At 59.3% G+C, this 23257-nt stretch carries 16 protein-coding genes and 1 pseudogene; 11 read left to right on the forward strand and 6 right to left on the reverse strand.

Annotated elements, in window-relative coordinates; all coding sequences use genetic code 11:
* Positions 1-56 precede the first annotated feature (56 nt).
* Positions 57-2933 (forward strand): hypothetical protein, encoded by a 2877-nt coding sequence (locus tag N4R57_19955; protein ID UYV37201.1) that lies wholly within the window; start codon positions 57-59, stop codon positions 2931-2933.
* 129 nt (positions 2934-3062) lie between these two features.
* Here N4R57_19955 and N4R57_19960 read toward each other — a convergent pair whose 3' ends face one another.
* Positions 3063-3353, reverse strand: coding sequence for a LuxR C-terminal-related transcriptional regulator (locus N4R57_19960; protein UYV39628.1), 291 nt, complete (start codon positions 3351-3353; stop codon positions 3063-3065).
* Between the two features lie 38 nt (positions 3354-3391).
* Positions 3392-3727 (reverse strand): response regulator transcription factor, encoded by a 336-nt coding sequence (locus N4R57_19965; protein ID UYV37202.1) that lies wholly within the window; start codon positions 3725-3727, stop codon positions 3392-3394.
* Here N4R57_19965 and N4R57_19970 point away from each other — a divergent pair.
* The 4 genes and pseudogenes from N4R57_19970 (at position 3695) to N4R57_19985 (ending at position 11528) form a co-directional block, all read left to right on the forward strand.
* Positions 3695-5776, forward strand: coding sequence for a sensor histidine kinase (locus N4R57_19970; protein UYV37203.1), 2082 nt, complete (start codon positions 3695-3697; stop codon positions 5774-5776). The two genes, N4R57_19965 and N4R57_19970, sit on opposite strands and share 33 nt — an antisense overlap.
* A gap of 668 nt (positions 5777-6444) precedes the next feature.
* A pseudogene (locus N4R57_19975) lies at positions 6445-7083 on the forward strand (hypothetical protein).
* A 30-nt stretch (positions 7084-7113) separates the two neighbouring features.
* The gene (locus N4R57_19980; GenBank protein UYV39629.1) at positions 7114-7977 is read left to right on the forward strand and encodes a hypothetical protein; all 864 of its coding nucleotides are present in this window, start codon (positions 7114-7116) and stop codon (positions 7975-7977) included.
* The gene (locus N4R57_19985) at positions 7866-11528 is read left to right on the forward strand and encodes a hypothetical protein (GenBank protein UYV37204.1); all 3663 of its coding nucleotides are present in this window, start codon (positions 7866-7868) and stop codon (positions 11526-11528) included. Before N4R57_19980 ends, N4R57_19985 begins: the two co-directional genes overlap by 112 nt.
* 67 nt (positions 11529-11595) lie before the next feature.
* Here N4R57_19985 and N4R57_19990 read toward each other — a convergent pair whose 3' ends face one another.
* From N4R57_19990 to N4R57_20000, 3 genes are all read right to left on the reverse strand, one after another.
* On the reverse strand, positions 11596-13287 hold the full coding sequence (locus N4R57_19990; protein ID UYV37205.1) for a hypothetical protein: 1692 nt from the start codon (positions 13285-13287) through the stop codon (positions 11596-11598).
* Positions 13288-13416: 129 nt separating this feature from the next.
* Positions 13417-14085 carry an ABC transporter ATP-binding protein gene (locus N4R57_19995; GenBank protein UYV37206.1) on the reverse strand — a complete coding sequence of 223 codons (669 nt, stop codon included), beginning with the start codon at positions 14083-14085 and terminating at the stop codon, positions 13417-13419.
* A 72-nt stretch (positions 14086-14157) separates the two neighbouring features.
* On the reverse strand, positions 14158-15273 hold the full coding sequence (locus N4R57_20000) for a sugar transporter (protein UYV37207.1): 1116 nt from the start codon (positions 15271-15273) through the stop codon (positions 14158-14160).
* A gap of 93 nt (positions 15274-15366) precedes the next feature.
* Here N4R57_20000 and N4R57_20005 point away from each other — a divergent pair, with 93 nt between their 5' ends.
* The 3 genes from N4R57_20005 to glmS all read left to right on the forward strand — a co-directional run bounded on the left by N4R57_20005 (position 15367) and on the right by glmS (position 19516).
* Positions 15367-16164 carry an ABC transporter permease gene (locus tag N4R57_20005; protein UYV37208.1) on the forward strand — a complete coding sequence of 266 codons (798 nt, stop codon included), beginning with the start codon at positions 15367-15369 and terminating at the stop codon, positions 16162-16164.
* Between the two features lie 160 nt (positions 16165-16324).
* A complete protein-coding gene (gene glmU / locus N4R57_20010; protein ID UYV37209.1) occupies positions 16325-17677 on the forward strand; it encodes a bifunctional UDP-N-acetylglucosamine diphosphorylase/glucosamine-1-phosphate N-acetyltransferase GlmU in 1353 nt (450 codons plus the stop codon).
* A 15-nt stretch (positions 17678-17692) separates the two neighbouring features.
* Complete coding sequence (glmS, locus tag N4R57_20015) at positions 17693-19516, forward strand: glutamine--fructose-6-phosphate transaminase (isomerizing) (GenBank protein UYV37210.1); 1824 nt, start codon at positions 17693-17695, stop codon at positions 19514-19516.
* Between the two features lie 7 nt (positions 19517-19523).
* On the opposite strand, the gene N4R57_20020 is transcribed toward glmS, so the two are convergent.
* Entirely contained in the window at positions 19524-20672 is a 1149-nt protein-coding gene (locus N4R57_20020) for a glycosyltransferase (protein UYV37211.1), read from the reverse strand.
* On the opposite strand from N4R57_20020, the gene N4R57_20025 reads away from it, so the two are divergent.
* The 3 genes from N4R57_20025 to N4R57_20035 are packed head-to-tail and all read left to right on the forward strand — an operon-like array spanning position 20671 to position 23195.
* Positions 20671-21417, forward strand: coding sequence for an allophanate hydrolase subunit 1 (locus N4R57_20025; protein UYV37212.1), 747 nt, complete (start codon positions 20671-20673; stop codon positions 21415-21417). The genes N4R57_20020 and N4R57_20025 overlap by 2 nt on opposite strands.
* A complete protein-coding gene (locus tag N4R57_20030; protein ID UYV37213.1) occupies positions 21414-22433 on the forward strand; it encodes a biotin-dependent carboxyltransferase family protein in 1020 nt (339 codons plus the stop codon). Before N4R57_20025 ends, N4R57_20030 begins: the two co-directional genes overlap by 4 nt.
* A gap of 3 nt (positions 22434-22436) precedes the next feature.
* Complete coding sequence (locus N4R57_20035) at positions 22437-23195, forward strand: LamB/YcsF family protein (GenBank protein UYV37214.1); 759 nt, start codon at positions 22437-22439, stop codon at positions 23193-23195.
* Positions 23196-23257: the final 62 nt, after the last annotated feature.

Here is a 23257-nt window from a genome sequence, read left to right on the forward strand (position 1 = left end):
GGGTCATTCTGCGCCAAGGCAATGACACCTTCGATGGTGGTCTCGGCCATGATACCGTGCGTTATGACCGCTCCGAAATTGGCGCCGTCAATGTCGATCTCAGCACCGGTACGGCAACAGGCGCCTGGAATGGCAACGCCTTCACCCATACGCTGCTGAATGTCGAAGAGGTGCGCGGTTCACGCAATGACAATGACACGATTACCGGTGGCAGCGAAAACAACGTCTTTTACGGACGCGGCGGCGACGACAGCCTTGTCGGCAACGATGGCGATGACGTTCTGAACGGCGAGGACGGCAGCGATACGCTGCTGGGCGGTGCCGGCAACGACACTATGCACGGCGGAAATGGCGACGATTTCATCAATCCCGGTGACAACACCTACTATGACGAGATCTTTGCCGGAGCCGGGAACGATGTCGTTGATCTTTCCGAAGTCAACTTAGGCTACGCTGGCCTGCTGCATAGTGATCTGAATGCAGGGATCATTGCCAATATTGATGGTGTGAACAACACTGGTACGATCAATAAGGGCGCCAATGGTGTCACAACGATAATCGGTGTCGCAAGCCCGATGGTTGTCACGACAAATTACGGTGGTTTCGGACTGGAAGGCACCGCATTTAACGACAGCATGAACCTGTCTGTTGTCGCTGGCGGTTGGATGTTGGTCCGAGAAAGCGGCGGCGACGATACAATCGAAGCCGCCGCTAGCAACGCTGGCACAATCCGGTTGGATTACTTTTATGGCACGAATGGCATGGTCGCCGATCTGTCGACCGGTGTGGTGTCTGACGACGGCACCGGCGGGACCGACATGTTGATCGGCCACTTTCAGGAAGTGCGCAGCACGGACTACAACGATTCAATCATCGGCTCCGATCTGGATGACCGGGTGATCCTTCGCGAGGGCAATGACACATTCGATGGCGGGCTTGGCTTTGACACCGTGCGGTATGACCGCTCGGGCGTCAGTGGGCTCAACGTTGATCTTGGCACTGGTACGGCGACCGGCACATGGAATGGCAACGCTTTCAGCGATACGCTGCTCAACGTCGAAGGGCTGCGCGGCTCATATCTTGGCAATGACACGCTCACCGGCGGGGCAGAAGATAACGCCTTTTACGGACGCGGCGGCGATGACAGCCTCGTCGGGAATGGCGGCAATGACACGCTGAACGGCGAAGACGGCAACGATACGTTGATCGGCGGCGCGGGCGATGACGATCTTACCGCTTATCTCGGTGACGACAGGCTTGAGGCGGGCGACGGCGACGACACAATTAACGTCTTCAATGGTGCCGGCGACTACATGGATGGCGGCGCGGGCCGTGACATCATGTTTTTCGATGCAAGCGGCACGCCTGCCGGCTCCTATGCGGTGACCTTCGATCTCACAACAGGGTTCCTCTATAATACGGCGGACCCTTCGGAATCGGACCGTTTCTTCAACATTGAAGAGATCCAGTTCACAGGTGCCATTGACACCACGATCATCGGCAACGGAGCGGCGAACTATTTCTTCACCGGCGATGGCGACGACACGATCACCGGCGCCCTTGGCGATGACTCCATGCACGGCGGCGGCGGAACTGACACCGTGGTCATCAACGATGACTACAGAACCGCTTCGGACGATCTCAATGTTCAACTCAGCATGAGCGCAACCGGTCTCATGCTCGGGTCGGCTGATGGCAATGATCTGATCGGCGAAACCGTAGAGTTCGTGATGTTCAATGACCAGACCGTCACCCGCGACGCTCTGGTTGCCGAAATCGGAACCCCCATAATCAACGGCACTGGCACGAATATCAACGGGACGAGCGCGACGGAGATTATCAACGGCACGCCCTTCGACAACTGGATCAATCCCGGCGGAGGCAGTGATACCATCGACGGTGATGACGGACGCGACATGGTCTCGTTCTACAACCTCGCCGACACGCCGGGGCGGACCAATGTCGACTATCGCCTTGATATCGACATGCAGGCCGGCACGGCGGTTAACCACGATGGCTCCGAACAGATCGCCTTTTCCAACGTCGAGCGGATCACCACCACCATCTATGCCGACCGCATTCGCGGCACTGATGGCGATGACGAGATCCGCGCGCTGGGCAACTACGATTGGATCATCGCGACCGAGGGCAATGACACGATTGATGGCGGCTCGGGGCAGGACATGATCTCTTTCCTCGAATACCAGTCGAGCGAGGTGACCGTGGTCGCCGATGTGTTCTCGGCCAATGGCCTCCCGCCCAGCGGGGCACAAGCGACGGGCGTGGTGATTGATCTGGCCAATTCGGCCAATAACACCGCCCTGGCCGAGGGTCTGACCCTGACGTCGGTTGAACGCATCACCGGGTCGAGCCGGCAGGATGTATTCTATGGCGACGATGGCGAGAACGACTTCCGCGGCTTGGGCGGCTATGATTGGTTCGTCAGCTCGACCGGCGGTCGTGAGCGCTATTACGGCGGCAGCGGCACCGACACGGTGACCTATTACAACGCCTCTTCGGGGGTAACGGCGAACCTATCGAACGGTGCTGTAACGAACGGCCGCGAGACAGGCTACGGCTCGGTCGGGGACGCGCGGAGCGACCTCTATGTCGAAATCGAGAACCTTGTCGGTTCGCGTTTCGACGACGAGCTGCGCGGTTCAAGCGAGCGCAACCAGCTGAGCGGGCTTGAAGGCGACGACTTCCTGTTCGGTTATGGCGGTGTCGACTACCTGATGGGCGGGCTTGGCAACGACGTGATCGACGGCGGCGGCGGCTCGGACTATGCGCTGTTCACAGGCAATGCTGCCAATTACACGCTGACCCGTTCTGGCAACAACGTGACGGTTGTGGGCGCGGATGGCACGGACCAGTTGATCGATGTCGAGTACTTCCGCTTCGACGATGGCGACGTGACCATCTGGGATCTGTAAGCGGCCTTCTGAAAGCCAGCAAATCACAACCCCACGGGCGATACATTCGCCCGTGGGGTCGCGCGACGGGCAAAATCCCACGATGGAAAACGACCCTATGCGTATCTAAATCCGTTGATATGCTGTAGGCTATGGATCGCGTTCAGAATTTTCGTCACGGGCCGAGGCGTCAGCGGCGCCAAGGTCAATCATCCCTTCGCGGATTGCAGCCACCAACAGCGCCGCAGTCGAGGACGTATTCATTTTGCGCAACAGGCTGGCGCGGTGGTTGTCCACCGTCTTGGGGCTGAGATGCAAAAACTCGGCGATTTGAACCGTGGTCATGCCACGGGCAACGGCATGCAGAACCTCAAACTCTCGCGGGCTAAGACGCGGACGCCCTTGTCGATCACGATAGAGCGCGGCTGCCGCAGGCGAGATCGCACGTTCTCCGGTGGCGACGCGGCGGATCGTGTCGATCAGCTCTTCCGGGGGGCGGATTTCAGCATGAGTCCTGCGGCACCGGCGCGGTCAAGCTCATCGAGCAGAGTGGGTTGGATCGTCCCGGTCAGCACCACGCAGGCGGTGTCGGGCGACCAGCGGCGGACCTCGGAGAATACCTCGAACCCGTTGGCACCGGGCATTGTCAGGTCAAGCAGGGCGACATCGGGCTGGTGCCGCTTGATCACGGCGATGGCCTGTATCCCGTTGTGCGCGGTCGCCACGACCTCCATTCCTTCAGCGCCAGCCAAGAGCGAAGTCAGCCCGGACAGAAAAAGCTGATGATCGTCGGCGACAACAAGACGGATCGTCATAGACTACCTCGTTTTGATTGGCTGCAGGTGCTGCGACTTGGCGTCCTGCTGTTTTGGGTCAGCTTATCGGTCTTTGCCACATCCGCCAACTCGCAAAGCCCGGCGCCGGGTGCGGATACGATTCCCGATCTCAGGCTGAGCCAGCCGCGCGACATTGCCGATACGGTTGCGCATTTTGGCTATCTGTTCGACCCGTTGCATGTGCTGACGGTGGAGGAGCTACATAATGCTGGATCGGGCGCACCGGTTTTTCGTCAGATCCCGAAGGGCAGCATCGACTTCGGCTATACCAAGAGCGCGGTCTGGCTGCGCATGGATATTTTGAATGACGTTGAGAATACGCAAAACTGGGTGATGCGGTTCCACGAGAATTTCAAACAGGAATTCGACATGTGGGTGTTCAAAGCAGAAGGCGATGCCGCGCATATCGTGCATCAACGTCGCTACAGCTCCTTTCACACGCGACCGGTAATGTTTGGTCAGCTTGCCGCACCGTTCGAGCTGTCACCGGGAGAAGAAGCGACGGTGTATGTGCGGTTCTGGTCCGAGGGAAGTTCGCTGTTGCCCGTCTCGATCGCGACGGCGGATGAGTTTGCCAGAGCGTCGGGACGAATCCTCGCGCGAAACTTTACCTTTTACGGCATCATCGCTGCGATCATCGTTGCCGCGCTGATCGGGGCGATATTTTTCTCAAGCATAGTGGCGGCGGTGTTTGCCGGGTATCTCGGGTTCGTTCTGATGTTCGTGATGCAGAGTGACGGCACCGCCTTCCAGTATATCTATCCGGCGTTTCCGGGATTTAACTCTATTGCCTCTGTGGTCTGGGGCGGCGGGTTTATCCTGTTCAGCGCGATTTATGCACGGACATTCCTGCGGACCAGGCAAGAGTTTCCGATCATTGATTTCTGGCTCAAGGCGCTGATGGGCACGGTTTTTGCGCTGTGGCTGGGGATGCTGTTTGCCGATCGTCAGCAGATCAAGCTGTTCTTTGTGATGCTGTCGCTGATTACGATCCTGTCATGTTTGGGCGCATCGCTCGTCGTGGCGCGGCGGCATTTTCGCAAGGTGCGGTTTTACGTGTTCGGCTGGAGCGCGGCGGTTGGATCATCGCTTTTGTTCAACCTGATCCATGTGTTCGGGCTTGAGGTGAACCCAGAGGTGCAGACCAATACCATGCGTGCGACCATGGCGATTGACGCGCTGTTCATGGGGCTGGCCATTGTTGATCGGTATAACCAGATGCGTCAGACCCGGCAGCAAGCCTTGCACGCAAGTCTTGAGGCGGCGCAACGCAACCTCGAACTAACGCGTAGGATGGCCAATCTCGAACGACAGCTTGACCTGCTCGACACCGCCTCGCGCCAGCGGGATGAAGCCTTTGCCAATACCATCCATGACCTGCGTCAGCCCCTGCATGCGCTGCGCCTGAGGGTGCTGGGCGAGGCGGACGGGCGGCTGGCGAAAGGGGCCGAGCGCGAGAAAACCAACCAGAGCTTCAACTATCTTGAGACCCTGATTTCAGAGCATCTGAGCGCGGTTCAGGGCGGCGTGGGGAGCCTTGAAGGGGCGGGCGAGCCGGTAGTTGAAGTGACGGACAGCGCACAGGACATCACGATGGGTAACGTGCTTTCCGGCGTTTACGAGATGTTTCTGCCCGATGCCGCGGCCAAGGGGCTGGACTTTCGCATGGTCTCGACCAGTCTCAAAACCCCTGTCCCGCCTTTGGTTCTGATGCGTGTGCTGTCCAACCTCGTCTCGAACGCGATCCGCTATACCGAAGAAGGGCGCGTCCTGCTGGGGTGCCGCCGATATGGCGATATGATCAGCATCGAAGTGCATGATCAGGGCCCCGGCCTTGACCCGGCGGAATTTGCACGGGCGCGCGAGCGCGACGTGCGATTGGTGCGCGAGGATCACCCGGCCGATGGCTTTGGCTATGGCCTCGCTATTGTTGGCAATCTGGTGGCCGAGCACGGTGGCACGTTGGAGCGGGTGACACGCTGTTCCAGCGGTCTTGGGGTCGCGGTGCGGCTGCCGATGTCGAAATAGGGGTTTTCCCTGATACTCGGAAAACTGCATTCGCGCTAAAATCACGTCAATTCATACTACCCGGCGGCCCCGATTCACCGCTGCCGGATGCTTTTTATTTAAGCTAGATTTGAGGAGGCCTGATCGTGCCCACCCGCCTAGAAGCCTATAACTCCGCCCTGAATGCCGCCCGCACGGCCACCGCTGTCACCCTTGTTCAAGCCGAGCTGAGCGCCGAGGCCCTGAAATGGGCAAGCCGCGCGGTGGGCTATCTGAAAAGCATCGAAAACGACTCCCAGAAACTGGAAAACCTGGCTGAAAACCTGAAATCGGTGGCCAAACTGTTGTCCAAGGTTGGACCGATCAAGCCGGTGATGGTCCCGCTGGAAAAGCTGATCAAACAGATCGAGGAGCGGGCGGAGGATGTCCGTCAGGCATCCGGCAAGCTTGAGAGCAAATTCGGACCGATCAAGGACGATATCGATTCCGCCCGAGATGAACTCAAGCGGCGCATTTCAGATCTCGAAGAGACGCTGGAAGACATCGATTCGGTCAAAGCGCCGATCAATGACGCCACTGCGGCTTCGCTTCTGGCGCATTTGCCGGGGTTTGCCGATGATGCGCTGGCCGCAGCCGACGATACGGTGCTGCCAGCCCAGATCGAGCCGCTGTTGACCGCGATCGAGCGGATGCAGAGCCTGACGACGCGCCTGAAGGCCGACATCGACGGCATCTTTAACCCCGCCAAAGCCATCGTTGATGTTTTCAACACTGTTTCCAAGCTGAGCAGCAATCTCGATTTTCTCGAAGGACCGCTGGAAGCGGTTGCGGATATCATCCGCCCCGTCGAATGGGCGTTGGACGCGGTGGCGTTCGTCTTTGACGCGGTGGTCAATCCGGTGCTGGACCCGATCATCGAGGCCTTGGGTTTCAACAAACTCATCGACCGGATCATCGACAAGCTGGGTCTGCCCTCTCTATCGCCGTTTTCAGCCATCGAAGCCGAGTTGAACAAGGTTCTGAATGCCATCGAGGTCGGCACCGGCATTTTCGAAGACGTCACCAACTGGATAGACGAGGTGCTGGCGCAGTTTACCCAGAACGACTTTATCGAAGTGCTTGTCATCAACGGCACCGAAGCGGCCGAGCTTCTGGTCGGCGAAGACATCAACACGGGTAACACGCCGGACAATCTTCTGAATGCAATGGCGGGGGCCGATCTTGTTTCGGGTGGGCTTGGCGATGACACGCTGTTTGGCGGTGATGGCAACGACGTTCTGGTTGGCGGGCGTGGCAATGACGACATGGACGGCGGCGCCGGTCAGGACGCCGCGGTCATTCTGGCCGAGTTCTCGCAAATGTCGTTCAGCTATATCGAGGCAACCGATACGCTGATCGCCACGCATACAACGGTGCCGAGCGGTGCCAGCGACCAAGGCACCGATACGATCCGCAATGTCGACAGCGTTGTTTTCCTCGACCGGGCGTTGGACTTCAGCGATTTTGGCCAGATTCGCTATTCCGGCTCGACCCCGACAACACCGGCGGTTTTGAACGGGGATGAAGGCGGCGTGCCAACGCGCGATTTCCTGTTCGGCGGCGCGGGGATCGACACGATTAACGGGCTGTTGCTGGACGATTACATCGAAGGCCGCGAAGGCTTTGACTCGATCAACGGCGGCGCGGGCAATGACTTTCTCGACGGGGGACCGGGGCGCGACTTTATCGATGGCGGCACCGGCAATGACACCGCCGTCTACCGGGCGGGCGACGGGGTGGTGAGCGATTATAACCGCATCGACCTTGGCGATGATCCCAGCCGCCGGCCATTCAACCCGGATGAGACCCTCCTCAACATCGAGAACCTGACCGGCGGCGACGCAATGGACTGGTTCTGGGGTGATAGCGGGGGCAACCGGCTTGAAGGCAAGGACAACAACGACAAGCTCGTCGGTCTGGACGGCGATGACACGCTGTTGGGTGGTGACGGTTACGATCAACTGGTCGGCGGGCGCGGTAATGACGAAATGCACGCGGGTCAGGGCCGCTCGATCCTGATTGGCGGCTGGGGCGATGACCTGCTGACCGATGCCGACAAGCAAAGCTGGGCTTGGTACGGGGGGGTGATCTGGCGATCTGGGGCGACGCCTATGTTGCGCGCGGATCGAACACTGCTGACTATGCCGGCGTGCCGGATCTGGGATTTACCGCTGAAGAAGTGACCACCGAACTGCCCGGCAGCGTGCATGTCGACATGAGCACCCGGACCATCCGTAAATTCGCCGATGACGGCACCGATATGGGCACGGATACGCTGGAAAACATGATCCGCGTCATGGGCAGCCGGGGCGACGACACCATGCTCGGCTCGATCCATGAAGAGTTCCTTTATGGCGGTGATGGCGATGATGTCTTCGTAACCCCCGATGCGATCGAGGAAACCCAGAGCGATTTCCTTGAGGGTGGCGACGGGAATGATGTGTTTGACCCCGGGCGCGGTCTCAACCGCATCTTTGGGGATGGCGGAAACGACCTGTTGCGCACCAATGACGATGATGTCGAATACTTCAGCGGCGGCGACGGTTCGGACACGGTTAGCTTTGCCGAAAGCGAGCGGACGTGGTTCATCGACCTTTACAATGGCCGCGCCGAGGGAACGCTGGAAGGGAACGCCGAGGACACGGATGACATTCAGGCCTTTGCTATCGTCGAGACCGAAGGCGTTGTCGGCTCGGCGCTCGACGATGAAATCCGTGGCAATAGCGGCGTCAACCTTCTTTGGGGTGCAGATGGCAACGATACATTGCGCGCCAGCGCCCCGTCGAGCAGCGGACCCGGGGATTCGCTGTTTGGCGGCGACGGTCGCGATATCCTGGTCGGCTCGCGCGGAGACGAGTATCTGAGCGGTGGAGACGGCGCGGATTCGATTTCTGGGGGCGAAGTGGCGGACGGTAACGACACGATGATCGGCGGCGCCGGCAATGATGTCTTTACGGTCGAGGCGGGCGGCCGTTACCTGATTGACGGGGGCGAGGACCGAGACGAGTTGAACCTCAATAACTGGGTCGGCCCACTCAGTATACGAAGCGTGTCTTCCTATTCGTCAAGCTTGTTGGAAACTTACCCGGATCAGGATGTCATTCTGGTCGGGATCGAGGTAATCCGCGGCGCGAATTTCGCCGACACCCTGAACGGCAGCAGCCTTGCCAATCGCTACATCGGTGAGGGCGGCGATGACGACCTGAACGGCAATGGCGGCGATGACGTGCTGGTGGGCAACGCGGGAGATGATAGCCTCAAAGGCGGCAGCGGCAGCGACCTGCTGTTCGGCGGGATCGGGCATAACACTCTCGACGGGGGGACCGGTATCGACACCGCTTCCTTTGATCCCGAAATGGAAGGCGATATCGACGATGGCACCGAAAATTATCAGGTGCGTCGCGTGCCCGGCATGCTGGATGCCGACCTCGTGCGCGGTCAGGCGAGTTTTTACGCCGATCTGGACCCGACGGCCTATTCCAACGTGCTGCGCAATGTTGAAAACCTGATTGGCACCAACGGCACCGATGTGCTGCGCGGTGATGCGGCAAACAACGTGCTGACCGGTGGCGAAGGTATCGGAGACGATACGCTGGTGGGACGTGGCGGCAATGACACGCTGACCGGCGGCAACGGCGCAGATGAATTGTTCGGCGATATGGAGGCCTTTGACGGCGTCGCCATGGTCCGGCTGAACGAAGGTGCTGCCCGTGACGGCAGCTTATCGGCCCAGAATTTCGCAATGCCCACGGGCGGGCGGCTGACGGTTGAGTTTGTGTTGCAAACGCAGCAAATCCAACTGGCCAGCGGGATCAAAACCCTGATGTCCTACGCGGTGAGTGGGTCTTACAACGAGGTTCTTGTCTATCTCGAAGACGGTGGCAACTTGTGGGTTGGCGGAAACAACGTCGCCGCATGGGAAACGAACATCTCTGCATCCGATCTTATGAATGGCGATATGCACCGGCTCAGCTTCTCGTTTGATGCGGCAAGCAACTTTATCGAAGTGTATGTCGACGGCGCCCTACGTCAGACCCATGTCAACGCGTCAATCACAGATGCGCTGACCGCGGGCGGCTCGCTCTATTTCGGTCAGGAACAGGATGGCGTGAACAGCAATTTTAGCGCAGACCAGGTCTTGCAGGGCGGTTTGGGCGACATCCGCATTTTCGATGACATCCGCACACAGCGTGAGGTCGCCGACCATTGGAACACCATGCTTTCCGATCCCGCCAATACCGCCGGTCTGGTTGCCAACTGGCAGGCCAACGCCGCGACCCAGACGATGGCGGACGCCACTGGGCAGCAGGCGGCGCTGACCCTCACTGGCTCGGCGCGGGTGATTGATGCGGGCACCGCTGGCGATGACTATCTGCAGGGCGAGGCCGGCAGCGACACCCTCGACGGAGGAGCGGGGAATGATACGCTGGCCGGGGGCATCGACGATGACGTTCTGATCGGCGGGCTGGGGGATGATGACCTTCGCGGTGGTGACGGTATTGACGATCACGCCGAAATCGCCGCCACACGCGCGGCGACCCTGATCGACGAAATCGCTGGTGGCGTCCGGTTGACTTCGATCGACGGCGTCGACCTTCTGCGCGATGATGTCGAATTCATCGAGTTCAGCGATGTCGAACAGACCTATGCCGAGCTCGCCGCTGTTGCGAACACCTATGTGATCCAGGGCAGCAACAATGCCGAGAACCTCACCGGCAGCATCGTGTCCGAAGACTTGCGCGCAGAAGGGGGCTCCGACTGGATCACACCGGGCGGCGGCAATGACACCATCAATGCCGGTGACGGTAATGACATGGTCAGCTTCTTCAACCTGACCGATACGATCGGGCGCACCGCCTTTGATTACCGTCTCGACATCGACCTCGCGGCCGGTACCGCCGTCAGCTACGATGGCAAGGAACAGATCAGGCTGGAGAATGCCGAGCGCATCACAGGTACGATCTATGCCGACCGTATCAAGGGTGACGATGGCGACAACCAACTGCGCGGTTTGGGCGATTACGACTGGTTCATCGGCAGCGAGGGCGCCGACAGCTATGATGGCGGTACCGGTCGCGACATGGTCTCCTATGCCGAGGCAACAGGCGGTGTCACCGTCGATCTCGCCATCGCGCGTGGCACCGCCGGACAGGCGCTGGGCGATCAATATACCGATATCGAGCGGATCACCGGGTCGGGCTTTTCTGACCTTTTCTATGGTGGCGATGGTGAAAATGACTTCCGCGGGTTGGGCGGTTATGACACGTTTGTCGGTTCTTCTGGCGGACGCGAACGTTATGATGGTGGCAGTGGGATTGATACAGTCGCCTACTACCTCTCCACTGAGGGCGTTGAAGCCTCGCTACTGCGTGGCTACGGCTCGCGCGGGGACGCGGCGCGCGATCTCTACACATCAATCGAAAACCTCGGCGGGACGAGCTATGACGACGTCCTCACCGGTGATAACGAACGCAATCAGTTGCGCGGGCTTGCCGGAGACGATTTCATCTTCGGCGGTGGCGGCTCTGACTATATCACAGGCGGACGCGGCAATGATGTGATCGATGGTGGGTCGGAGTCCGACTACGCGGTCTTCTCCGGCAACTCCACCGATTACACGCTGACACGCAGTGGCAATAGCGTCTCGGTCGTGGGGGCCGATGGGGCTGATCTTCTCATCAACGTGGAATATTTCCGCTTTGATGACGGCGATATCAGGATCTGGGATATCTAAAACCGGCCTCGGCAAAGGTTGACTGCGGGCGTCTCTAAACGCCCGCAGTCTGGTGTGGTATCGCTGATCAGAGATCCCAGATGGTCACGTCGCCATCGTCAAACCGGAAGTACTCGACATCGATCAATTGGTCCGTGCCATCCGCGCCCACAACCGTCACGTTGTTGCCAGAACGGGTCAGCGTGTAATCGGCCGCATTGCCCGTGAACAGCGCATAGTCCGAGCCGCCGCCACCGTCGATCACGTCGTTGCCAAGCCCGCCCATCAGGTAGTCGACACCGCCATAACCGAACAGGAAGTCGTCGCCTTCAAGCCCGCTTAGCTGGTTGCGTTCGCTTGAACCGCGCAGCTCGTCATCGAAGCGCGACCCGACGAGGTTCTCGATCTCGACATAGAGGTCGCTCCGCGCGTCCCCGACCGAGCCGTAGCCCGTCTCGCGGCCGTTCGTTACAGCGCCGTTCGACAGGTTCGCCGTTACGCCCGAAGAGGCGTTGTAATAGGTCACCGTGTCGGTGCCGCTGCCGCCGTAATAGCGCTCGCGACCGCCGGTCGAGCTGACGAACCAATCATAGCCGCCCAAGCCGCGGAAGTCGTTCTCGCCATCGTCGCCATAGAACACATCCTGCCGGCTCGACCCGGTGATGCGTTCCACCGACGTCAGGGTCAGACCCTCGGCCAGGGCGGTGTTATTGGCCGAATTGGCCAGATCAATCACCACGCCCGTCGCCAGCGCCCCGCTGGGCGGGAGGCCGTTGGCCGAGAACACATCGGCCACCACGGTCACCTCGCTCGACTGGTATTCGAGGAAGGAGATCATGTCCTGCCCCGAGCCGCCATCGATCGTGTCATTGCCCTCGGTCGCGATGATCCAGTCGTAGTTGCCCAGCGCGCGGATCTCGTCATCGCCATCAGTGCCGCGGATACGGTCGGCATAGATGGTGGTGGTGATCCGCTCGACGTTGGAGAAGGCGATCTGTTCGGAGCCATCGTGGTTGACCGCCGTGCCGGCCTGCATGTCGATATCAAGGCGATAGTCGACATTGGTCCGCCCCGGCGTATCGGCGAGGTTGTAGAACGAGATCATGTCGCGTCCGTCACCACCGTCGACCGTGTCGCTGCCACCACCGGGCGTGATCCAATCCGCACCCTCACCGCCAAGGATCGTGTCGTCTGCGGTCCCGCCCCGCAGGTTATCCGCCCCGCCACCGCCATCTATCAGGGTTGCGACATTTGCGGTGACGATCGTCTCACCATCATCGTCACCAAACAGTCTGAGCTCTGACGGTCCCGAGCTACCGGTCCACCAAGAACCAAAGATCATATTGCTCAGATCGAGCGATGTCTGATCTTCCATGAACACATCCAGCACGGCATTCTGTTGGTCCCCGTAGTTTAGAATTTCATCGAACAGCATTTGCCCGGCCAGAATGGAAATCTGCATCCGATTGGCACCGGTATTCGTAAACGCAAGGATTTCGACATCGGTAATCGTGTCGTCTCTCAGGTCAAAACTGCCAGTAACATAGTTTCCGCCGCCGTTGTTGCTGCTTAGGATGAGCGTATCACTCCCCTCGCCGCCATCCAGGATCTCTCCCGTCTCATCCAATGTCGCGCTCAACCAGATCAGATCATCCCCGGCGAGCCCCGACACCTCGTCTCGACCGCCGTACATGAGAATATAGTCGTTGCCAGCGGTGCCGGTCAGTGTGTCATCATCTTGGCTACCATTAATATAGTTGAACTCGGGAGCACTCGCCATTTGAAGAATCCTATTAATAAAAAATTGTATGCTGCAGAATAGCACAAACCCTTAATCGCGGAATATAATCTTTCGTAGCCCCAATCCGGATCGAACAGGGTCAGCAACCTCATCCCATACGCAACACGGTCAGCCCGGCGGTGCCCTGCGCATGTTGCGCTCATGCTGTGCGATGCCTTCTTCAAGGTCGCGGTAGTAGCGCATGGATCCGTTTTCCAGCACAACAGCCGCGTCGCATGTATTGCGAATATCGTTCAGAGAATGCGAGACAAAGACAGCGCTGGAATGCCGCATCCGGTCGCGGAAAAGCGCGGTGCTCTTACTTTTGAATGCGGCGTCCCCCACGGCGGTGACTTCATCTACCAGATACCAATCAAACCGGATCGCCATCGAACAGCCAAAACCAAGCCGCGAGCGCATCCCTGATGAATAGGTCCGCACCGGCTGATGGAAATGATTGCCAAGCTCGGCGAATTCTTCGACGAAATGCATCATCTCGTCCGTATCCACGCCATAAACCCGTGCCAGAAACCGGGTGTTTTGGGCACCCGTCAGATCCCGGTGGAAGCTGCCCTGAAAGCCGACCGGCCATGAAACGGTGCCCTCAATCACGATTTGACCTTGGTCCGGCGCAATGGACCCCGCCAGCATGTTGAGCAATGTCGATTTGCCTGCGCCATTGCGCCCCAAAAGGCCAATCGACTTGCCGCGGGGGAAAGTGATCGTTACCCCGCGCGCGACATGTTTGACAGTGCCGCGATAGTGAAAAGCCTTGTGCAGATTCTCTAGCCGGATCATGCGGTTAGCGCCGGTCTCGCAAGCTGTAGTAAACCAAAACAAGGATGGTCCAAACGCCGAACAACAGGGTTGTCAACACCGCAAGGATAATCCCGCGCTGCGGGTAGCGGGAGTCTCGGCCAGCGTTGGCTCAAGATAGGCGGCCAGATAACGGCTTTGCCGCCGTGCTTCGGCAACCGCTGAATCATAGGCCGAAAGCGCCGAAACATAGGCTTTCTCGGCGAACTCAAGATCGACCTGCAACACTTCAAACTTGCCCACCAAATCGGCAAAAACGTCCTTTTCACCATCAGAGCCGCTGACCACACCAAGTTTGCGACGCTCTTCGTCGATCCGCTTTTCGATCACTTTAGTGCGGCGTTGGGCCTGTACGACCCGCGGGTCGGTGCTGTTGGTCGTGGCCGAGATCAGATCAAGCTCGATCAATGCTTCGGCAAGCTGTGCCTGAAGTGAATTCAACAGGCCCATTTGGCCCTGAATATCCGCCGTCGGGTCGACAATCTGGGTTTCGTTGCGAAACAGCGTCAAAGCCTGGCGCGCCGTCTTAAGGCGTGAGATCGCCTGATCCAGCTCTTCTTTGGCATAACGCGTAACGTCGGATCTCGCGATGCTGGACAGTTCGTTGATCATGGCGCTGGACCGGGTGAACAATTCACCCGTGATACGCTGCGCGTCCAACGCGTCAAACGCCCGCACTTCGATCTCGATCAAGCCAGATCCGGGATCATAATCCACCCGCACCATGCGCTCCCAATAATCCAGCAAGTCTTCGATGCTGGCATCCTCAGGCAAGCGGAAAATGAAATCTTCGTCGGGCTTGCCATAGATCTCTTTTAGGTCAAGCGATTGGTCGATTGCACGCACCAGCTTCTGGCTCAGAATGAACTCATAAAGGATATCCGTATCTGACGAATCCGACCCGGAAATCTGCGTCAGCCCACCCAGCAAATCCATGGCCGAGCTTGATTCCTCACGTCGTACGGTAAACCCGACTTTCGACGCATATTGATCGGCGGCAAACGTATAAAGATAATACCCCGCTCCCACGGCGGGTGTGACCACGAACAAAACAAAGCTGATCATGATCAACCAGTGCCGCACACGCATCCGCGCAGGTCGTGCTGGCCGCGCCACGGTTTTTGCTGAAGGGACCTCCGGCGCGGGTGCCGGGCTCGCTGTTTCGCTCAAATGAATTCTGCCTTCAAATCATACGTCGAAGTCTGTAGCTTATATCAGACATGCCCCGTGGTCACGAGGCAATCAGTGGCAGGTATCGCGCAGATGACACTCCTTCCGGCACAACGCCCCGGCGGTCGCCGTTTTCGGCTTTTTCGCTCTGTCACAGCTCTTATCTTGCGTGAAATGTCGACGACATATGGTCGGTCTCCGGGCGGTTATCTCTGGATGATCCTCGAACCTGTGGCCGGTATCGCGTTGCTGTCTTACGTATTTGCTCTCGTGGCACGTACGCCGCCTTTGGGGCAGAACTTCGCGCTGTTCTTTGCTTCCGGCGTACTGACCTTTCAATTGTATTCCAGTGTCAGCGGGCTAACCGCGCAATCACTGAAGTATTCCAAACCCTTTCTGGCATATCCTGCGGTGACCTATCTGGATGCGCTGCTTGCGCGCATTCTTCTTACTGCACTGACCCAACTTTTGGTCGGGGTCACCATCATCAGCGGCATTATCCTGATCTATGATCTGAAACCGATCCTGAACTGGCCTGCTATCGCCAACGCTATTTGCATGACGCTGGTTTTCGCCATCGCCGTTGGAGTGCTGAATTGCTACCTTTTTACAATCCTCCCCCTTTGGGAGCGGTTCTGGGTGGTTCTAAACAGACCCATGTTCATTCTATCGGGCATTCTCTTTATACCTGAAAATGTCCCGGCCCGGTTGCGTGACTATTTTATGATGATTCCCTTACCCCATATGACAAGCGAAATGCGCAATGGCTTTTATTCGACCTATGACGCGGTGCATGTGAACCCTTTGTATATCTATCTCACTGCCGTAATTGTCATGGCGCTCGGCATGGTCTTCCTCCTGCGCAATCACAAACTGTTGGTGCAACTCTGAATACTAACACTATGCGATCCGCCACTTGGCCTTCGCTGGAATTGTCTGCACCGCCTGAGTGTGACGGCCTGCCGCGTATCGTGAAGTTTTTCTAACAATACTTGGCTTTTCAAGGATGAGCTCTTATGACGAGCGGGATAAACAACCAGCGTATTAATTCATGTCATTATCTCTGATTATCCTCGCTGCGGGCAAAGGCACCCGCATGCAATCCGAACTGCCTAAAGTCCTGCACCCCGTTGCCGGTGCGCCGCTTGTGATGCATGCCATCCGTGGCGCACAACCGCTCAACCCAGAGCGCATTGTCGTCGTCGCCGGACATGGCGCCGAGCTGGTCGAAGCGCGCGTGCGTGCCGATGTGCCCGATGTCGTTGTAGCGCTTCAATCTGAACAGCTCGGGACCGCCCACGCCGTTGATCAAGCCCGCTCGGCCCTCGACACAACCTCGGGCGATGCGATCGTGCTTTACGGCGATACACCCTTCGTCGGAACCGACACGCTTAAAGCAATCCGCGCTGCCCGACAGGATGGTGCCGATGTCGTCGTGTTGGGATTCGCGGCCGCAGAGCCGGGCAAATATGGCCGTCTGGTCGTCGACAATGGCCGGCTCGAACGCATTGTCGAAGCCAAGGATGCCACCCCCGAAGAACTGGAAATCAACCTCTGCAACTCCGGGGTTGTAGCGGCGGACCGCGCGGTGCTGTTCGACCTGATCTCAAACGCCGATAACGCCAATGCCAGCGGCGAATACTACCTGACGGATATTGTCGGTATCGCAAACGCGCGTGGCCTGCGCTGTGCTGTGGTGATCTGTGACGAAGACGAAACCATGGGCGTCAACTCCCGCCTTGATCTTGCCGCCGCCGAAGCCGTGTTTCAAAATCGCCGCCGCCGTCGCGCCATGGCCGAAGGTGCCACGCTGACCCAACCCGAATCGGTTCTGTTCGCCCATGATACCGTCTTGGGCCGCGACGTTATGATCGAACCCAATGTCGTCTTCGGGCCGGGCGTAACCGTTGAAAGCGGCGCAACGATCCGTGCCTTTAGCCATCTTGAAAATTGCCACGTCGGCCGCGACGCGGTGATCGGCCCCTACGCCCGCCTGCGCCCCGGAAGCCGGATTGGCGCCGGTGCCAAGGTCGGCAACTTTGTCGAAACCAAAAACGCCGATGTCGCCGCAGGGGCCAAGATCAATCACCTGTCCTATGTCGGTGACGCCGATGTGGGCAGCGGCGCGAACATTGGCGCGGGCACCATCACCTGCAACTATGACGGCGTGTTCAAACATCATACGCGGATTGGTGCCGGTGCCTTTATCGGGTCAAATTCTTCGCTGGTCGCACCGGTTGAAATCGGGGAAAACGCCATTGTTGGCGCGGGCTCCACTGTAACGGAAAATGTGCCGGACGCGGCGCTTGCCCTGACCCGCGCGCAACAACAGACAAAGCCGGGCCTCGGAGCCCGCATTCGCCAGCGCCTGCTGGCGCTCAAAGCCGCCGGAAAGCGGCCGTAAGGAAGGACAAGTAAGATGTGTGGTATTGTCGGCGTCTTGGGTCTGCATCAGGCAGCCCCCATTCTTGTAGAGGGCCTCAAACGGCTGGAATATCGCGGCTATGACAGCGCAGGCATCGCCACGGTGCATCAAGGCCGGCTCGACCGCCGCCGTGCGCTTGGCAAGCTGGTGAACCTCGGGGATCTGCTGGTGCATGAACCGCTGCAGGGAACATCAGGCATCGGCCATACCCGCTGGGCCACACATGGCAAACCGACAACCCTGAACGCCCACCCCCATGCACGGGGCCGCGTGGCCGTGGTTCACAACGGTATCATCGAAAATTTCCGCGAATTGCGCGCCTTTCTCGCCAAGCATCAGATCACGCCAGAATCGGAAACCGACACCGAAACCGTCGCCATGCTCTGCGATTGGCACCTTAATCAGGGTGTCACGCCAATCGAGGCCGCAACCCGCACCATCGCCCAACTCGAAGGTGCCTATGCGCTGGCCTTTTTGTTCGACGGAGAGGAAGACCTGATGATCGCCGCCCGCAAGGGCAGCCCGCTTGCCGTGGGTTGGGGCAATGGCGAAATGTTCATCGGCTCCGATGCGCTGGCGCTCGCGCCCATGACCTCTGATGTCACCTATCTCGAAGAAGGCGACATCGCGGTGCTGACCCGCGCCGGGGCCGATTTCTTTGACGCCGACGTCACCCCCGTGACCCGTGAACGGCGCCAGCTACAGCTTGAAAATGCACAAGTCGACAAAGCCGGCCACAAGCATTTCATGGCCAAGGAAATCGCCGATCAACCCACCGTTCTGGGGGTCGCCGCAAATTACTACCTAAGCGACCGCGAAGGCGCGCGCCTCCTTGCCGAAGAGATCAACTTCAAGGACATCGACCGCATTGTGATGGTCGCTTGCGGCACCGCCTATCTGGCTTGTTTCACCGCGAAATATTGGTTCGAACAGATTGCCGATGTTCCCGTCGAGGTCGATATCGCCAGCGAATTCCGCTATCGCGAACCGCCGGTCAACGCGCGCACCTTGGCGATTTTCGTCAGCCAGTCGGGCGAAACCGCCGACACGCTGGCGGCCCTGCGCTATTGCGCGGGCAAGGTCGCTCAGATCGTCTCGGTCGTTAACGTACCCGAAAGCTCGATTTCACGCGAAAGCGACCTTGCGCTGCAAATTCTGGCTGGGCCGGAAATTGGCGTCGCCTCGACCAAGGCGTTCACCTGCCAATTGATGGTGCTGGCGGCGATGTCTCTGTCCGCCGCCCGTCAACGCAGCAGCAACGACGCCGAAACACTCGCGGGCCATGAACAAAGCCTGCGCCACATGCCCAACGTCGTCGCCGAAGCCCTGCAGGGCGACGCCCAGATCCGCGAAGTCAGCACCCATCTCGCCCGCTATGACGACGCGATCTTCCTTGGCCGTGGCGCGATGTTCCCCCTCGCCCTCGAAGGCGCACTCAAGCTCAAAGAAATCAGCTATATTCACGCCGAAGGTTACGCCAGCGGTGAGCTCAAGCATGGCCCGATCGCCCTGATCGACGAGAATATGCCAGTGATCACCATCGCTCCGCATGACGCGATGTTCGATAAAACAGTCTCTAATATGCAAGAAGTTATGGCCCGTGGCGGGCAAATCGTCATGCTCTCGGACGAGACCGGGATCGCGGCCGCCTCGGGTGACGAACTGTGGCATACCATCCCGATGCCTGCGCTCGATACGCCGTTTGCCGCCATCGCCTATGCTGTGCCGCTGCAATTGCTGGCCTATCACACGGCTGTCGAAAAAGGCACTGATGTGGATCAGCCACGCAACCTCGCAAAATCGGTGACGGTGGAATAAGCCGGGCTCAGATCCGGCGCAAAACCACGGACAGCCAAAGCGCCAGCGTCCCGATCATCGACTGACGGTAAAGCGCAAGCCTGTGGAACTGCTTGATCCGGCCCCAAAACCCGGCTTTGCGCATCGCCGCAAAATCCTCTAACCGCGCACGGTTTTCCGGCGTCAGTCGCGCACGCGACGCCCTCAGCGCCGCGATGTTGATCTCGTTCCAGTCGCGATAATCGCCGCTTAGCAGCATGGCAATCCGCTTGAATTGGGCGCGGAGGGTGTCATTCGCGCCAATCTGGTTCGCCCCGTGCTGGCGATAATAAATCGACGGCGTGTCGTCATGAACAACCCGTCCGCCCGCACCGGCAACAAGCTGATACACCCACCAGTCATGCACCACGACGCGAGGGACCTCATGCGCCGCCTCACAGACAAGCCGCGCCGCCGCCGGATTCAACAACGTAGTATTGCCCGACGCGATATTCTGCACCAGCGCATTGCGAAATCCCGCTGGTTTCGGGCGCGGCGGCGACGGGCGAGGGTTCGACATATCACTGTCGGTAATCACCAAAGTGCTGCAATACATCGCCGGTGGCATATCTTCGGCACCCGGCCCTGAGCTTAGACCCGCAATCCCATTTCGCAGCTTATCCGCCATCCAGACATCGTCCTGATCGCTGAAGGCAATAAACGACTGCCCCTGCTCGACCTCTGGAACAGCGCGCAAAAGCGACAGGAAATTCTCTGCCCCTTTGCTCCCCGGCCCCTCCAAAATACGGGTCCGCGGATGGGCACGGGCAAACCTTTCAAGTATCTCGCGGCTATTGTCATCTGACCCATCATCGCTTGCCCATAGGGTCCAGTTGGCGTGGCTCTGCGCTGCAAAACTGTCCAGCTGTTCCTGAAGGTGATCCGCCCCATTCCAAACCGCCATCAGGATAAGCACATGCGGTGCGCCCTGTGCCGGATCGTGGGCGTGGGATAGATCTGGGCTGTCGTTGGTGGTCACGGTCTTACTTGCCCCGGCCTTTGTCATCCCGGCCTTGCGCCGGGTCAAACTGCGATACCGCACTCGCACCCGTCCCGTAAAGGAAAAGGCAGCATCGGGGTTTTCATCTCGCGACAGATACGGAATGATCGCGCAAACCCCAAGCCGAGCGCCACGCATGACCAACACAGCTGTTTCACCCGATCTCTTGCCGCTTGGCGCGGATGGTGTCCTCGTGCGGTTTTCGACCCGGCTCGAAGACGCCGCAAACCGCGCGGTTTTGGCGTTTTCCGCAGTGTTAGAGACTGATCCACCCCTCGGCTGCGTCGAAATCTCCACCGCGCTCGCTTCGGTGTTTGTCCGGTTTGATCCCGATCTGACAACCCGCGCGGTGCTTATCGACACGTTGCAAAACCGTCTTGGCACGCGCGACTGGACTGCCGAAACCTCTGCCGCCCCCGCGCGGCATTGGCATATCCCCACGGCTTTCGGAGACGACCTCGGTCCGCAGCTCACAGAAACCGCTGCTTTGCTGGGCATGAGCGAGCAAGACGCCGTGGCCGACATCGTTGCCCATCCGCTGCGCGTTCTGGCCATCGGCTTTGCGCCGGGTCAGCCCTATCTCGGCATGTTGCCTGAGAGATGGGACATTCCCCGCCTGCAAGAAATGACCCCTTCGGTGCCCGGCGGCGCGCTGGTCGTGGCTGTGCGACAGCTCATCGTGTTCTCTGGCCCAACACCCACGGGCTGGCGCCATATCGGGCAAACCGCGTTCCGCCCGTTCCGCGTAGACTCTCCTGAGCCCTTCCCGCTTTTGCCCGGCGATGTTCTCCATTTCGAGCCTGTTTCCGCCGAAGATTACGATCGTATCCTGCGGTCTGACACCGACGGCTCCGGTGGTGCACGCCTCGAGGTGGCGCAATGACCCGCCTCACCATCCACCGCGCCGGACCGGCTATGACAGTTCAGGATCTGGGCCGGACCGGCACCCTGAAACTTGGGTTGTCACGCGGCGGTGCGGCCGACCGCCTTGCAATTCTCGAAGCCACCGCGCTTCTTGGCTGCGCCACACCTGTTGCGGCTATCGAAATGGCCGGCATGGGTGGACGGTTCAGCGTCGATGCCCCCACCCGCTTCGCCCTCACAGGCGCGCCGATGCGGGCCACGCTGGATGGCACGCCGCTGGTCTGGGGCGCGACGTATCTTCTCCCACCCGGCGCAATGCTCGATATTGGCCCGGCCACCGCCGGGGTCTATGGCTATCTCAGCTTCGCGGGCGGGGTCATGGCGACGAAAATACTCGGAAGCCGCGCAACCCACCTCACAGCCGGGATCGGGAAATTGCTTCAAACCGACGGCACCCTTGCCTTGGGCGAGGATCCCAGCCCAGACACGGTTTCCATGAAGCTAGATGTTCAGGACCGCTTCTCCGGCGGTGATATTCGGCTTATGCAAGGTCCTCAAACCAGTCTCTATTCAAGCGAAACTCGCGAAAGATTCTGCCAAACCACCTTTCGTCGCTCACCCCACGCCAACCGTCAGGGCGTGCGCCTCGACCACGACGGCGCCCCGTTCCAAGCCGTAGATCAGCTCGGCATCGTCTCGGACGTGATCGTGCCCGGTGATATCCAGATGACCGGCGATGGCATCCCCTTCGTGCTGCTTCCCGAATGCCAGACAGTCGGCGGCTATCCCCGGATCGGCGCAGTCATTCCCGCCGACCTTCCCCGTGTGGCACAGGCCGCGCCGGGGGCCGAACTCCGGTTCTCCTTCATCTCGCTGGACGACGTCGACAGCAGCCTCAAAACCAATGCTGCTCAACTCAAAGAACTGCGCAGCAAGGTCGAGCCGATGTTGCGCGACCCGCATGACATTGCTGACCTGCTCAGCTATCAACTGATAAGCGGCGCAACCGCCGGTGACGACTTGGAAAGGCCCTGAACCATGGTAAACACGGTCGATCTCAACTCCGATATGGGCGAAGGTTTCGGTCCTTGGACCATGGGCGACGATTCCGCCCTTCTCGATATAATCACCTCCGCCAATATCGCCTGCGGCTTCCATGCAGGTGACCCCGATGTGATGGCCAAAACCATGGCTCAGGCGATTGAAAAGGGCGTTGGCATCGGCGCGCATCCCGGTTTCGATGACCTCAATGGCTTTGGCCGTCGTCGTCTACCGCGCAGCCACACCCAACTCGCCAATCTGGTGACCTATCAACTGGGCGCAGCGCAGGCCATGGCGCGTGCAGCGGGCGGCACCGTGCGGCACCTGAAACTGCACGGCGCGCTGGCCAATATGTGCGCCGAAGATATCGACATGGCGCGCGCCTGCTATGCCGCCGCTTTGGCCGTTGACCCTGATATCACTGTCATGGTCCTCGCCGCGACCGCGCAGCAGGCCGCGATCGAGGAGTTGGGCGGCACATGGGCCGGAGAGATTTTCGCCGACCGCGCCTATAATGACGACGCCACTCTGGTTGACCGCTCCCTTCCCGGCGCGGTGCTGCATGACGCCGAAACCGCCGCGCCACGTATCCTCAACATGCTGCGTGAGGACGCGATCATCGCCGAATCGGGCAAGCGTATTCCGGCGAAAATCAACACAATCTGCCTGCATTCCGATACGCCCGAAGCTGTCGAAATGGCACGCGAACTGCGCCGCTTGCTAAGCGAAGCGGGCATCCAACTTCGCAAGCTCTAACGGCGCAGGGTCTAAACGACACCGCGTCAGTGTTTCCTATCGCTCGGCCTTCGCCTAACCTT

The organism is Rhodobacteraceae bacterium D3-12, from assembly GCA_025916135.1.
GTDB lineage: Bacteria > Pseudomonadota > Alphaproteobacteria > Rhodobacterales > Rhodobacteraceae > JAKGBX01.